Source organism: Ruegeria sp. AG1 (genome assembly GCF_056541705.1).
Map to the genome: position 1 here is coordinate 76,337 of NZ_JBQFYU010000003.1, position 13,245 is coordinate 89,581.

A 13,245-nucleotide genomic window follows, 5' to 3' on the forward strand; every position below is an offset into this window, starting at 1 on the left:
CCGCCGACACACACCGCCGGGAGGATTGGCGGGTGGTCGAGCGGCTCTGCTCTTAGTGGATGCCCATTTCGGCGGGCGAATTCTTACGGTGGGCGTCGTTGCCTGCCGTTGACCCGATTAAGCCTTGTCGGGTTTGGGTCGTCATCCTTTTTTGGCATTTCAGAGGTACTTTTTCTGCAATGCAGCACTGTCGAATGCTGCGCTGCAAAAAAATTAGGCAATCTTAACCGGTCGGCTCGAAAATGCGCCGGTCGAAAAAGACATTAGGGGGTAGAATCAGGCTGCCATGAGTTGAGGCCACAGCAGTCGAGGTAGGCAGCGCGCCCTCCAGCTTTTCCGAGGCGCCTGGTGATTCCACGCCCAGCCCTTGCAGTTCACGACGATAAAGATCGCTGCGAAAGACCTTGGCGGCCTGACGCTCAGCGGTTGTGACATCCAGCCCGTTTCGCAGAGCCAATTGATGCGCAATCCATTTCGCCTGGCTGCGCCATGGGAAGGTGGCGGCCCCATCAAAGAACTCGACGAACCCCTCAAGATGGCGCTGTTCGCCGCGGGCAGAGATCGTAAACTCTCCCATCAGGGCGCGGTCGATCAGTTCGGGCGAGACGTTGAGATAGGATTTGCGGGACAGCATCTCGGACGCGGTTGTGCGGCTGTCTTCACTTGATAGCCAACGCCCGGCGCGCCAGACGGCCCGCATCAGACTGCCGAGCAGATGCGGCTCGGTCTCGGCCCAGTCGTTGCGCACGGCCAGCACCTTTTCCGGCGCGCAGGTCCAGATCGCCTGGCCCGGTAGAAGTAGGGTACCGACATTGTCGTCGACCGCGAAGGATCCCCAGGGCTCACCCACGCAGAAGGCGTCGATTTCTCCTCCTGCGAGCGCCTGCGCCATCAATGGCGGTGGTACAGTGCGGATTTCCACCTTTTTCGAGGCCAGCGGTGTTCCCGCCACCCAGTAGCGAAGCAGTTCGACATGCATCGAGAAAGGGAATGGGACGCCAAAGACAAGAACGTCTCCGGCGGCTTTGGCCAATGCCGCGCCGGCTTTAGCGGCATCGGCAAAGTCAAAGCCATATCCCTGATGTGCCAACCGTCCGGCCAATTGCGTGCCAATTCCAATCACGGTGCCATTCATCGACAGCACCGACACGGCCGATAGCGGCGTTGCGATGCCGCCGAGTCCCAAGGCCATGGCAACCGGCACCGGAGACAGCAGGTGCGCCGCGTCCACATGCCCAAAGGCCAGCATGTCGCGCAGGGACGACCAGGATGGGGCAGGGCGCAGATCCAGCGAGATACCCTCGGCATGATCAAACCCCATCTCGCGCGCGACGATCAATGGGGCGGCATCGACCAGCGGCATGTAAGCCACGGGCAGCGTGACGGTTCTCATGACAGCAACCCCGAGGCCGTAACCAACGCTTCGGCGACCTCGGCCACCCTGCGGTTCTGGTTCATCGCGGTTTTGCGCAACAGGGCATAGGCCTCATCCTCGGGCACGCCTTTGGCCTTCATCAACAATCCTTTGGCGCGGTCGATCACCTTGCGTTCTTCCAGAGCGCGGCGGGTCTCGGCCAGTTCGGTCCGCATCTGGCGCAGCACCTGAAACCGGGCGATGGCCGTGTCGATCACCGGCTTGATCCGCTCGGCCTGCAGGCCGTCGACCACATAGGCTGAAACACCCGCTTCAACCGCAGCTTTTGCCAACCCACCGGCTGCTCCAGACACAAACATGGCGACGGGACGCTCCAGTGGGCCGGACGCGACCGTCAATTCCTCGAGCATGTCGCGCGACGGGTTGTCGATATCAATCAGGACGATATCGGGGCTGTGGGTGGCAATCTTGCGCGCCAATCCCGAGGCATTGCCGATCACGAACACATCGACATCGCCAGACTCCTTCAGCGCATCCACGATGGCAAAGGCCCGGTCTTGGTTCTGTTCTACGACAACAACTGTCAGGTTCTGGCTCATACGGAGTCAGTTGGGCGCGCCGTATGGGGTTGGCAACAGATCGATTGCTGCACTTGCGAAGGGACCACACGTGTAGATCAATTTTTGGGCGAACAACGTCTGAGTGCGTATTCTTCAGGCAATCACAGGGCGCAGCTATTGGGATTGCCTAGGGGTCAAACGCGTTCGTTCGATACAGTCGCCGCATCAGGGTCGGCGTCAGGTACATCGGAATCTGATAGGCCCCGATAAAGACCATGATTGGCGCGATGACCTCAGGCGGCAAAGCGACAAAGAACAGGGCAATATTGCGATTGCCTGCGATCAAAGAAATAGCCGTCGCTTGTGCTGCGACGCTTCGCCTGCGCAATAGACCGAAGATCACGACCTGAGCGCCGAAATTGATCACGCAGGCAAAAGCGACCCAAAACAGCGCGATGCCGGGGGCCTCTAAGGCAGTCGCGCTGAGTGATGGCATCAGGCCGATGACAAAGACCGCCAGGGTGATCGCGCCCAGCCCTTCTAGACTACTGAGCGTGGACGCAGATGGGTTTCTTAGGACAGTCATGCGCAGGACGATCGCTGCTGTCGCCGCAACGGCGATGGTCAGGAACAAGCGGGCCGAGGCACCGGTGACAGCGCGAATATCCTCTAGCTCAGGCATGAGCCAGAAGACGGGTAGTGCCGTCAGGGGCAAAAGCGCGGTTCCCACCACCACAAGGCGCACCGCGTGTTCTGCCGGGTGTCCCATCATCAGGCACATGTTCGGGCTGCCGGAAATCGAAGGCGCTGCGGCGACGATGAGCAGCGACAGGAAGATCGGCGAACTCATCCAGCCCGCAGTGTATCCGATGGCCAATAGGGTCAGCGGCACGGCAAGTTGCAGTGCCGCAATCGTGCGGATCACGCTACGCAGATCGGATAGCGAGCCAATGAGTGTTTTTGGCTCCATCCTCAGGACGGTCACGAACAGAAGCACCATGACGAGCGGCGGCAGCAGCGGGCGCATCGGCTCGGCGAGGCTAGGCAAGAGCAGACCGGCAACCAGCCCGGCGACCAGTACAATGGGGCCGTTGCGAGCCGCCAGATGTAGCGGGTTCAAGTGGCGCTACCCGCCGGGGCTCTGGCGCAGGTTCTCGGGCAGCCAAGTGGCCAGCTCAGGGAACCAGATCAGAACAAATACCATCAGCACCATGATCAGGAACATCGGAATGGCGGCGCGGGCGATATAGCTCATCTCGTGGTTGGTCATGCCCTGCATCACGAACAGGTTAAACCCGATGGGCGGCGTGATCTGCGCCATCTCGACCACGACGACGATGAAGATGCCGAACCAGATCAAGTCAATGCCCGCATCGCGGATCATCGGCTCGACCACGGCCATGGTCAGTACGACCGACGAGATGCCGTCCAGAAAACACCCCAGAATGATGTAGAAGACCAGCAGCACCATCAGCAGCTCGAACCGTGTTAGTTCCCACCCGGCGATCAGGTCGGCGAGGCCGCGGGGCAGGCCAGTGAAGCCCATCGACAGCGACAGGAAGGCCGCGCCTGCAAGGATCAGGGCAATCATCGCGCTGGTCCGCGTTGCGCCCATAAGACTTTCGGTGAAGGTCTTCCAGTTGAGCGAGCCTTGACCGGCGGCCAGCAACAGCCCTCCGATCACGCCAAAGGCGGCGGCCTCGGTCGCGGTGGCATAGCCCAGATACATTGAGCCGATCACCACCGTGATCAACAGGATCACCGGCAACAGGAAGCGAGAGTTGTGGATTTTCTCGCGGAAGCTCAGCTTGGCTTCGACGTTGGGCTGCCAGTCCTTGCCTAGTTTCGAATAGATCGCGACATAACCCATGAACATCGCGGCCAGAACGAGGCCGGGCAAGATGCCGGCAAAGAACAGTTTGGTGATGGATTCATTGATGGTAACGCCATAGACGATCAGCGTCAGCGAGGGCGGGATCATCAGGCCCAAGGTTGCCGCTCCGGTCAGGGTGCCGATGATCATACGTTCGGGGTAATTGCGCTTGCGCAGTTCCGGGATCGACATCTTGCCTACGGTGGTCAGTGTGGCAGCGGATGAGCCAGATACCGCAGCGAAGACCGTGCAGCCGACGATATTGGTATGCACTAACCCGCCGGGCAGAGGGGCCATCCATGGCGAAAGCCCTTTGAACATATCCTCGGATAATCGCGTTCGGTACAGGATTTCCCCCATCCAGATGAACATCGGCAGCGCGGTCAGGGTCCAGGACGAGGACGCGGACCAGATCGTGGTGATCATGACGTCGCCGACGGGGCGGGTTGTGAACAACTCCATCCCGACCCAGGCGACGCCCATCAGGGCAAGGCCGACCCAAACGCCAGTGCCCAGCAGGGTGAAGAGGACGAAGATGAAGAGGATGATGATCGAAAGGTTTTCCATACGCTCATTCCCCCTGACTTTGGTCGGCCAGATCGGGGGTGATGCGGTGATCCCCCTTAAACAGCACGTGGAGCAGATGGTCGGTTAGGGCGATGGCAAGGATCACGGCGCCAATCAACATGGCGGATTGAGGAATCCACAGGGCGGTTCTGTCCTGTCCCTGACTGACATCGTTGAACTTCCAACTCCAATAAACAAAGCGGTAGGCGTACCAGCAGAAATACCACATAACCGCTGTGCCGATGGCGAAACACCAGATTTCCAGAACACGCCTGAACCCGTCTGGAACAGCATTCAACAGAATGGACACACGGATATGACTGCCTCGGTTCAGCGCATTGGCAAAGGCCAGAAAGGACGCGGCGGCCATGGCGTAACCGGCATAGTCGGGCGCGCCGGGAAAGACCTCTCCGGTCCAGCGGGCCAGCATCTGCACCACGATCAGCAGCAAAATGGCGATCAGGCTCAGCGCGGCCAGAACGCCTGCGGCCTGATAAATGAAATCCAGAACGGACCGAAGCCCACGCATAACCGCCATACTGTCCCCGCTTGGTTTGTCTTTTTTGAGATGGTGCGGGCGGCAGAAGGACCTGCCGCCCGATTTGGCGTTATTGCTGCGCGGCGTTGAACGCATCGACGATGGCTTTGCCCTCGTCGCCTGCAGCCTCAAGCCATTCGTTGGTCATGGTGACGCCGATTTCTTTCAGCTCACCCACCATCTGGTCAGAGGCCGGGCCAACCGTCATGCCACCATCGCGCAGACCCTGCAGTGTGAAGCCGGTATATTCCTTGGCGCGCCAGTTGCCGGCATATTCGGCCAGTTCCGCACAGGCTTTGATGACGTTCTTGTTGGCGTCAGACACACCCGACCAGACGTCCGAGTTGACCATCACGTAGTTGCGCGGCAGCCAGGCGTCGACTTCGTAGAAGTAGTTCAGGCTTTCCCAGACCTTGCGGTCATAGCCAGTCGACCCGGAGGACACCATCGAGTCCGCCACGCCCGTTGCAAAGGCCTGGCTGATCTCTGCGGCTTCAATCGTCACCGGCAGCATGCCCGTCAGTTCAGCCAGACGTGAGGTGGCGTTGTTGTACGAGCGGAACTTGATGCCCTTCATATCGGCGACCGAGTTCACCTCATTCTTGAAGTACAGCCCCTGCGGCGGCCAAGGCACGGCGTAAAGCAGCGTCAGGTTTTGCTCGGCCAGCAGGCTCTCGATCGAAGGCTTGGCCGCTTCCCACAGCTTGGCGCTGTCATCGAAGGACGTGGCAAGGAAGGGGATCGAGTCGAAGCCGAACAGTGCGTTTTCGTTCTGGTGTCCGGACAACAGGCGCTCGCCAATCGGGGCCTGCCCGGTCTGGATCGCGCGTTTGATATCGGCGCCTTTGAACAGAGAGCCCGAGGGGTGGGTCACGATCTCGATCTCGCCGCCGGTTCCGGTTGTTACACATTTGGCGAATTCAGCACCCGTGGCCGAATGGAAATTCGAGGCCGAATAGGCCATCGGCATGTCCCATTTCTCGGCCATGGCGGGGGCGGCCGCGGCGGCGGTCAATGCGGTTGCCGCAAGAAGGCTGGTGAGTTTCTTCATGATAGTCTCCCTATTGTTATGCGTTGGACTGGCTTCTTGAGCCGAATTGTTCATGTTGCAAACCGTGCTGGCGCATAGACGCTGGTATCTGTGTTTGGCGTGCGCCCTGCGATCATTTGGGCCAGCAAACGGCCGGTTTTAGGGCCGCCGGTCAGGCCAATATGGTGGTGGCCGAAGCCCATATAGGCTCCGGAAATACCTGGAACCTCACCGATGATCGGGATCGAGTCCGCAGGGGCCGGTCGGTGCCCCATCCATTCAATTTCCTCCTTCCATGTCACGCCGGGCAAGGCTGCGCGGGCGTTCTTGCGCAGCAATTCAAAAGGCGCGCGTGAGGGCGGAGCGTCCAGCCCGCCAAATTCGACAATACCCGCCAACCGTATGCGCCCATCCATCGGTGTGGCAACAAATTTACCAGAGGCCACCATGACCGGACTGCGGGGCATGGCCGATGGTTCGACCAGTTCCAGATGGTAGCCGCGCTCGCTTTCGAGCGGGACCGAGATGCCCAGCCGTTTGGCCAGAGGCCCGGACCAGACGCCCGCGCTGATGATGGCCGTGTCGCAGGCGATGGTCTCGCCGCCCGCGCGCACGCCGGTGACTTTGCCCGCGTCTCGGGTGATATCCTCGACCTCGGCGCGCAGAATGCGCCCGCCATTGGCTTCGACATGGGCGGCAAGGTCTTTCACATAGCGGCCCGGATCGGTGATATGGCCGTGATCCGCCAACCGGGTCGCAAATGAGATGTCGCGACTGAAGACCGGGTCATAGTCCTGCAACGCCTGCCCTTCGAGCTCATCCCAATGAAAACCATGTTTGCGCCGGATGCCCCACCCAAAGGCGTCCCCCTCGAAATGAGCCCGGTCGCGGTAAAGGAAAAGATAGTCCGACGGGACCAGCCATTTCTCCGCCCCTGTCCCTTCGGCCAGGGCCTTGTGGTCGTTCAAACTGTCGCCAATGATCGGAGTCAGGGCGGCGGCGATCCGGTCTACCTCCTGGGCTTTTGCGTGGCTCAGGTAACGGGTCAGCCAAGGCACAAGCTTGGGGAGGTAACCCCATTTCATGAACAGCGGCTCGGATGGGCTGAACAGCATGCGGGGGGCTTTGCGCAGCAGGCCCGGCACTGTCACCGGAACGATCGAGCAGGAGGCAAGCACCCCGCCATTGCCATGAGACGTCCCCTCGGCAGGTCCTGCCTTGTCAATCAGGACTACATCATGTCCATCCCGCTGCAGCCAGACCGCGGCCGAAACGCCGACAATCCCAGCACCGATGATGGCAATGGTTTTCTTGTCGCTCATGCTGCCCCCGATTTCGCAATCGCATAGTGGTTGAGCTTGGTCACGTCCGGCCTTCCGCCCAGTCCGGGGGCGTCTGGTACGATGACTTGACCGTCCCGCACCTCGAAAGGGGTTTCGAGGATATCTTCGGTCAGGAAATAGCTGGCTTGATAGAACTCACAGCCCAAAGTGATCTCGGGCGTTGCGGCGATCATGTGGGTACCGGCCAGATGGGCCAAGCCTGCTTCGAACATGTCGCCGCCATAGGCGCTCAGCCCATGGGTGGCGGCGATGCGGGCGACCGTTTGACCCCGAGTCAGGCCGCCGGATTTCATGATTTTAACCGAAACGCCGTCGCAAATCCCCTCGCGCGCGGCGCGTTCCATATCCTTGGGGCCAAAGACGCTTTCATCGGCCAACAGAGGGACGTCGATCATCTGCTTCAACTGCGCCATCATGCCAAAGTGATGCGCCCGTACCGGTTGTTCGATGAAGTCGGGTTGAAACTGGGCCACGTCGCGCACCTGAGCCGGGGCGTCCTCGATGCTCAGCCCCTGATTATAGTCCACGCGGACGGCCATTTCGGGATGGTTCTGGGCCAGATATTCAAGTCGCATGATGTCGAACGCATGATCCTTGAACCCTGTCTTGAGTTTCACGATACGAACGCCGTCGTCGCGCAACCGCGCCAACAGGTCGATATCCTGCGCGAAGTCAGGATTGGCGATGGAGCAGCTCAGCGGGATCGCATCACGGCACTTGCCGCCCAGAAAGGCCCAAACCGGAAGTGAGGAGATGCGGCCAGTCAGGTCCAGCAGCGCGGCCTCCAACGCGGCTTTGGCTTCGGTACAATGGGCGACGGCATGGGCGGCCTGGGCCATGATCGCCGCCCGGTCGGACAGACGCGCGCCCAGAGCCAGTGGGCGCAGATAGCGGTCCAGCGCCGCAAACGTGGCCTCGGGCGTGCCGGTAAACACCGACCAGGGTGAGGCCTCACCAAACCCTTGCGTGCCGTCTTCGGAGGTCAGTCTGAGGATGACGACCTCGCACGCGCCCTCGACCGAGCCGATGCCGTGATCCCGACGCGATGTCACCGGCAGCGCAAGATGCCATAGATCATAGCCCGTAATTTTCTGTTGTAGATCAGACATCCCACCTCCGGTCAGGACGCAGCCTGCCTTGACCAGAATATCATTTCAAATACTATATCTTGGTTATGCTATCAGAAAAAATGATGATCTAATGTCCCTCAGATTTCGTCAGTTACAGGCTTTTCATGCGATCATGGAGACCGGGACAGTCACTGGCGCCGCGTCAGTGCTTGGCATTTCGCAGCCGGGCATCAGCAATCTTCTGTCTCAGCTAGAGCGCGAGGCGCGTTTGCCCTTGTTCGAACGCACCAAGGGACGCTTGCTGCCCACGCCCGAGGCGGAGCTTCTCTATCGTGAGGTCGATACCGTGGTGCGCGGGTTGGATCACGTGGCGCAGGCCGTAACGGATTTGCAGAACAAACACCCCGGTCAGTTGCAAGTCGCCGCCCCGCATATGCTGTCATTCGGCTTCATGCCCCGCGAGATTGCGCGATTCTCGCAATCCCGTCCCAATCTGTCGGTCAGCTTTCAATCGCAATATTCGTCGAAAATTCAGGAATGGGTGACGTCGGGCCTGTTCGAGATCGGCATCGTCGAGATGCCCATTCTGCACGACACCCTGAACGCCAAGGTTTTCCGGTTTGAGACACTGGCGACGTTTCCCGAAAACAGCCCTCTGGCCGCGCACGAGGTCCTGACGCCGGAACTGCTTGAAAAGGAGCCGTTCATCGTGATGGGGCCGGAGCATCAAACACACCGTCGGACCCGCGAGGTGTTCCAGACGGCCGGGTGCGATTGGCGGACCAAGATCCACACGCATTTGTCGGAAAACCTGCTCAGCTTCGTCAAGGAGGGCATGGGTGTAGCCCTAATCGACCCGTTTACCGTGTCGTTCGATGGCGAGGACGGCTATCAAACCCGGCCGTTTCAGCCGCCCGTGATGCTGGATCTTGCGGTCATCACCGCCAAAGGCCGCCCGCTCTCCGCCATCGGGCAGGCGTTTCTGGCGCAGTTGATGACCTCGATTGAGACCTTCGCCGAGGGCGCTGTACCAGACGAAAGGCAGGCGATCGGATAACGCTGTTGGCAAGTCGCATGAGGATGTGAAACTGTCGGGCGGAATCGACGCTCAGAACGCAGGAGGAGAGCAGATGATCGCACAGGGAGGGAAATCCATCTACGGGGCGTCGGTGGGTATCTTGATGCTTGACGCGCGGTTTCCGCGCATTCCGGGCGACATGGGCAACGCAACGACCTGGCCGTTTCCGGTGCTCTATCGGATCGTGCGCGATGCCTCGCCTGACCTTGTTGTGCGGCGCGGCGCCGAGGGCATGTTGAGCGCATTTGTCGATGCGGCCCGTGACCTTGTTCGCGATGGCGCGGACGGCATCACTACGAATTGTGGTTTTCTGTCCTTTTTCCAGCAAGAATTGTCCGAGGCCGTTCCGGTTCCGGTCGTAACCTCGTCGTTGATGCAGGTTGAGATGGTCAATCGCACCCTCCCAGCTGGAAAGCGTGCTGGGGTCCTGACCATCTCGGCATCGACCCTGACCGAGGACCATTTGCGGAAAGCGCAGGTGCCCGAAGGAACGCCGATCGGAACGACGGAAGGGGGGCAGGAATTCACGCGCGCGATTCTGGGGGATGAGGAGGCTCTGGATGTCGAAAAGGCGCGCGATGACAATGTCGAGGCAGCTCTACGGCTGCAAAAAAACCATCCTGAGCTGGGCGCGATTGTTCTGGAATGCACTAATATGTGCCCCTATGCAGCCGATATTCAAAGTGCGACGGGGTTGCCTGTTTTCTCGATTGTCAGCTTTGTGACGTGGTTCCAATCCGGTCTTTTGCCGCCAAGTTTCTGAAAACGCGTTGCGGTACTCAGTTGAGAAAATTAAATAATAACAAGGCATAAGGCAGAAATTTTCTGCCCTCGCGTCAATTACTAAAAATTTAGTTTGACAGATGCGCGGTAAATCGCTGATGTTGGTTGCCATCCGGTTCGCGCCGGAATCCATAGTTTTTGGGAGGAAACAGATGCGGAGACATCTACTTTCCGCAGTGGCGGCGGCTGCCGTCATTGCGGGGCACGGTCCTGTTTGGGCCGACGAAGCCGCAGCACAACGTTGGATCGACGACGAATTCCAGCCATCGACTCTGTCGAAAGACGAACAGATGGGCGAGATGAAGTGGTTCATCGAAGCTGCACAGCCATATGCCGGCATGGAAATCAACGTTCTGTCAGAAGGCATTCCAACGCACTCGTATGAATCCGAGGTGCTGACCAAGGCGTTCGAAGAGATCACCGGGATCAAGGTCAACCACCAGATCCTCGGCGAGGGCGAAGTGGTACAGGCCGTTCAGACCCAACTGCAGACGGGCCGGAACCTCTATGACGGTTACGTCAATGATAGTGACCTGATCGGCACGCACTCGCGCCTGCAGCTGGCCTATCCGCTGACCGACATGATGGCAGGCGACTGGGCGGCGACAACTTCGCCGACGCTGGATCTGGATGACTTCATGGGCATTCAGTTCACCACCGGTCCTGACGGCAAGCTGTATCAGCTGCCCGACCAGCAGTTTGCGAACCTCTACTGGTTCCGCAAGGACTGGTTCGATGACGAAGCCAACAAGGCCGCATTCAAGGAAAAGTACGGCTATGACCTTGGCGTTCCGGTCAATTGGTCCGCTTACGAAGACATTGCCGAATTCTTCACCAACGACGTGAAAGAGATCGACGGTGTGACAATCTACGGTCACATGGACTACGGCAAACGCGCGCCTGACCTTGGTTGGCGTATGACCGACGCGTGGCTGTCGATGGCCGGTGCCGGTGACGTAGGTGAGCCGAACGGTATCCCCGTTGACGAATGGGGCATCCGCATGGAAGCGGGCACCTGTAACCCTGTCGGGGCCTCCGTCTCGCGCGGTGGTGCGGCCAACGGCCCGGCTGCGGTTTACGCGATCCGCAAGTGGGATGAGTGGCTGCGGGCATACGCTCCTCCGGGTGCGGCGTCTTATGACTTCTACCAGTCGCTGCCAGCGCTTAGCCAAGGCAACGTGGCCCAGCAGATCTTCTGGTACACCGCCTTTACCGCCGACATGGTGAAGCCGAAGTCCGAAGGCAACAACACCGTGGACGACGAAGGCACGCCGCTGTGGCGGATGGCGCCCAGCCCGCATGGCCCCTATTGGGAAGAAGGCCAGAAGGTCGGCTACCAAGACGTGGGTTCCTGGACGTTCCTTAAATCGACCCCCGAGGATCGTGCTCAGGCGGCCTGGCTCTATGCTCAGTTCGTGACGTCGAAGACTGTTGACGTGAAGAAGTCCCATGTTGGTTTGACCTTCATCCGCGACAGTTCGGTCAACCACGAGTCGTTCACTGAACGCGCACCCAAGCTGGGTGGTCTGGTCGAGTTCTACCGCTCGCCTGACCGTGTGGCATGGTCGCCGACCGGCATCAACGTGCCGGATTATCCGAAGCTGGCCCAAATCTGGTGGCAGCAGATCGGTGACGTGAACTCGGGCGCCTTCACCCCGCAAGAGGCGATGGATCGCCTAGCCGAGGAAATGGACATCACTATGGCCCGTATGCAGGCCGCGGATGAAAGCGCCGGCGTCTACGGCGGCTGTGGTCCACGTCTGAACGAGCCGCAGGATCCTGCCTTCTGGCTGGAGAAAGAGGGCTCGCCCAAGGCCAAGCTTGAGAACGAAAAGCCGCAAGGCCAGACCGTCAACTATGACGAACTGGTTCAGCGCTGGCAGTCTCAGTAAGCGATTGAAACCGGGGGTGCCGATTGCGGCATCCCCATCCCAAGACCAAGACAGCGCATCGCGCTGCGGGATCGGAATTCACGGACATGATCGAACTTAAAGACGCGACCAAACGGGTCGGGAACGTCATCCATATCAAACCCACATCCCTGACACTGCAGACCGGCCATTTCAATGTGCTGCTGGGCGCGACGGGATCGGGCAAGACCTCTCTGATCAAGATGATGGCCGGGTTGGACCCAATTGCCTCGGGCAAGGTCTTCATGGATGGGCAGGATGTGACAAAGCTGAACACGCAGAAGCGGCAGATCAGCCTGGTCCACCAGTTCTTTGTGAACTACCCGCATATGACCGTTTTCGACAATATCGCCTCGCCCCTGCGCGTGGCTGGCATGGCGAAATCCGAAATCGAAGGCCGTGTGGAAGAGGCTGCCGATCTGCTTCAACTGAGCCCGATGCTGCATCGCCGCCCGCACGAACTGTCTGGTGGCCAGCAACAACGCACCGCCTTAGCCCGTGCGATTGCGAAAGAAAGCCGCGCCGTCTTCTTGGATGAGCCGCTGGCCAACCTCGACTACAAGCTGCGCGAAGAACTGCGTGAGCAGTTGCCGGATTTGTTCGCCGGGCGCGGCGCGGTGGTGGTTTATGCCACCTCAGAACCCGAAGAGGCGCTGTTGCTAGGTGGCCATACCGCGCTGATGGAAGACGGGTATGTGACGCAGTTCGGCCCAACGGCTGATATCTACCGAAATCCCGAAAATCTGGCTGCAGCACGCGTATTCTCGGACCCGCCGATCAACGTCGCCCGCATCACGGTTTCCGGCGCACAAGCGCAGCTTGCCGGAGGAGGTGGCTGGGCGGTACAGAACATGGCCGATGGCGAATACATGGTGGCTGTGCGCCCTCATCGCGTCACACCGATCCGGACATCTGAGGCTGACGTTGAACTGACAGGCCGCGTGATCGTGACCGAACTGTCGGGATCGGACTCCAGCGCGCATTTCCGGCATGGCGCGGACGACTGGGTGTCTTTGGCGGCAGGGGTTCACCCCTATCAGGTCGGTGAGGATCACAGTTTCTACATGAACCCGGCGCATTGCCGGTATTTCGGCCAAGACGGCCAAAGGGTGGCCTGA

The 13,245-nt window shown here is 59.8% G+C and carries 12 protein-coding genes; 4 read left to right on the forward strand and 8 right to left on the reverse strand.

Translation table 11 applies throughout. From position 1 onward, the window contains the following. Window positions 1-223: 223 nt before the first annotated feature. The 8 genes from ACR0B5_RS05015 to ACR0B5_RS05050 form a co-directional block, all read right to left on the reverse strand. Window positions 224-1,393: an ABC transporter substrate-binding protein gene (locus ACR0B5_RS05015; RefSeq protein WP_480538861.1), complete on the reverse strand. Its 1,170-nt coding sequence runs from the start codon at window positions 1,391-1,393 to the stop codon at window positions 224-226. Continuing rightward, a complete protein-coding gene (locus ACR0B5_RS05020) occupies window positions 1,390-1,974 on the reverse strand; it encodes an ANTAR domain-containing response regulator (RefSeq protein WP_170467312.1) in 585 nt (194 codons plus the stop codon). Before ACR0B5_RS05020 ends, ACR0B5_RS05015 begins: the two co-directional genes overlap by 4 nt. Before the next feature lie 148 nt (window positions 1,975-2,122). After that, on the reverse strand, window positions 2,123-3,055 hold the full coding sequence (locus ACR0B5_RS05025) for a hypothetical protein (RefSeq protein ID WP_480538863.1): 933 nt from the start codon (window positions 3,053-3,055) through the stop codon (window positions 2,123-2,125). 6 nt (window positions 3,056-3,061) lie between these two features. Further along, entirely contained in the window at window positions 3,062-4,375 is a 1,314-nt protein-coding gene (locus ACR0B5_RS05030; RefSeq protein ID WP_170461618.1) for a TRAP transporter large permease, read from the reverse strand. A gap of 4 nt (window positions 4,376-4,379) precedes the next feature. Continuing rightward, window positions 4,380-4,904 carry a TRAP transporter small permease gene (locus ACR0B5_RS05035; RefSeq protein ID WP_419738744.1) on the reverse strand — a complete coding sequence of 175 codons (525 nt, stop codon included), beginning with the start codon at window positions 4,902-4,904 and terminating at the stop codon, window positions 4,380-4,382. Window positions 4,905-4,983: 79 nt separating this feature from the next. After that, window positions 4,984-5,964, reverse strand: coding sequence for a TRAP transporter substrate-binding protein (locus ACR0B5_RS05040; RefSeq protein ID WP_170378565.1), 981 nt, complete (start codon window positions 5,962-5,964; stop codon window positions 4,984-4,986). 50 nt (window positions 5,965-6,014) lie between these two features. After that, on the reverse strand, window positions 6,015-7,265 hold the full coding sequence (locus ACR0B5_RS05045) for an NAD(P)/FAD-dependent oxidoreductase (protein WP_480538866.1): 1,251 nt from the start codon (window positions 7,263-7,265) through the stop codon (window positions 6,015-6,017). Beyond that, the gene (locus ACR0B5_RS05050) at window positions 7,262-8,395 is read right to left on the reverse strand and encodes an enolase C-terminal domain-like protein (RefSeq protein WP_480538868.1); all 1,134 of its coding nucleotides are present in this window, start codon (window positions 8,393-8,395) and stop codon (window positions 7,262-7,264) included. Before ACR0B5_RS05050 ends, ACR0B5_RS05045 begins: the two co-directional genes overlap by 4 nt. Window positions 8,396-8,486: 91 nt before the next feature. Between ACR0B5_RS05050 and ACR0B5_RS05055 the strand changes: the two genes are divergently transcribed. The 4 genes from ACR0B5_RS05055 (at window position 8,487) to ACR0B5_RS05070 (ending at window position 13,245) form a co-directional block, all read left to right on the forward strand. Then, window positions 8,487-9,413: a LysR family transcriptional regulator gene (locus tag ACR0B5_RS05055; RefSeq protein ID WP_480538870.1), complete on the forward strand. Its 927-nt coding sequence runs from the start codon at window positions 8,487-8,489 to the stop codon at window positions 9,411-9,413. 73 nt (window positions 9,414-9,486) lie between these two features. Beyond that, window positions 9,487-10,197 (forward strand): aspartate/glutamate racemase family protein, encoded by a 711-nt coding sequence (locus tag ACR0B5_RS05060; RefSeq protein WP_480538872.1) that lies wholly within the window; start codon window positions 9,487-9,489, stop codon window positions 10,195-10,197. A gap of 172 nt (window positions 10,198-10,369) precedes the next feature. Further along, a complete protein-coding gene (locus tag ACR0B5_RS05065) occupies window positions 10,370-12,109 on the forward strand; it encodes an ABC transporter substrate-binding protein (protein ID WP_170378557.1) in 1,740 nt (579 codons plus the stop codon). An 86-nt stretch (window positions 12,110-12,195) separates the two neighbouring features. Further along, entirely contained in the window at window positions 12,196-13,245 is a 1,050-nt protein-coding gene (locus tag ACR0B5_RS05070; protein ID WP_480538874.1) for an ABC transporter ATP-binding protein, read from the forward strand.

Coding starts and splice junctions, on each gene's coding strand:
- ACR0B5_RS05050 (WP_480538868.1), bottom strand. CDS start 8,395: ATGTCTGATCTACAACAGAAAATTACGGGCTATGATCTATGGCATCTT.
- ACR0B5_RS05065 (WP_170378557.1), top strand. CDS start 10,370: ATGCGGAGACATCTACTTTCCGCAGTGGCGGCGGCTGCCGTCATTGCG.
- ACR0B5_RS05060 (WP_480538872.1), top strand. CDS start 9,487: ATGATCGCACAGGGAGGGAAATCCATCTACGGGGCGTCGGTGGGTATC.
- ACR0B5_RS05070 (WP_480538874.1), top strand. CDS start 12,196: ATGATCGAACTTAAAGACGCGACCAAACGGGTCGGGAACGTCATCCAT.
- ACR0B5_RS05055 (WP_480538870.1), top strand. CDS start 8,487: ATGTCCCTCAGATTTCGTCAGTTACAGGCTTTTCATGCGATCATGGAG.
- ACR0B5_RS05030 (WP_170461618.1), bottom strand. CDS start 4,375: ATGGAAAACCTTTCGATCATCATCCTCTTCATCTTCGTCCTCTTCACC.
- ACR0B5_RS05045 (WP_480538866.1), bottom strand. CDS start 7,265: ATGAGCGACAAGAAAACCATTGCCATCATCGGTGCTGGGATTGTCGGC.
- ACR0B5_RS05040 (WP_170378565.1), bottom strand. CDS start 5,964: ATGAAGAAACTCACCAGCCTTCTTGCGGCAACCGCATTGACCGCCGCC.
- ACR0B5_RS05020 (WP_170467312.1), bottom strand. CDS start 1,974: ATGAGCCAGAACCTGACAGTTGTTGTCGTAGAACAGAACCAAGACCGG.
- ACR0B5_RS05035 (WP_419738744.1), bottom strand. CDS start 4,904: ATGCGTGGGCTTCGGTCCGTTCTGGATTTCATTTATCAGGCCGCAGGC.
- ACR0B5_RS05015 (WP_480538861.1), bottom strand. CDS start 1,393: ATGAGAACCGTCACGCTGCCCGTGGCTTACATGCCGCTGGTCGATGCC.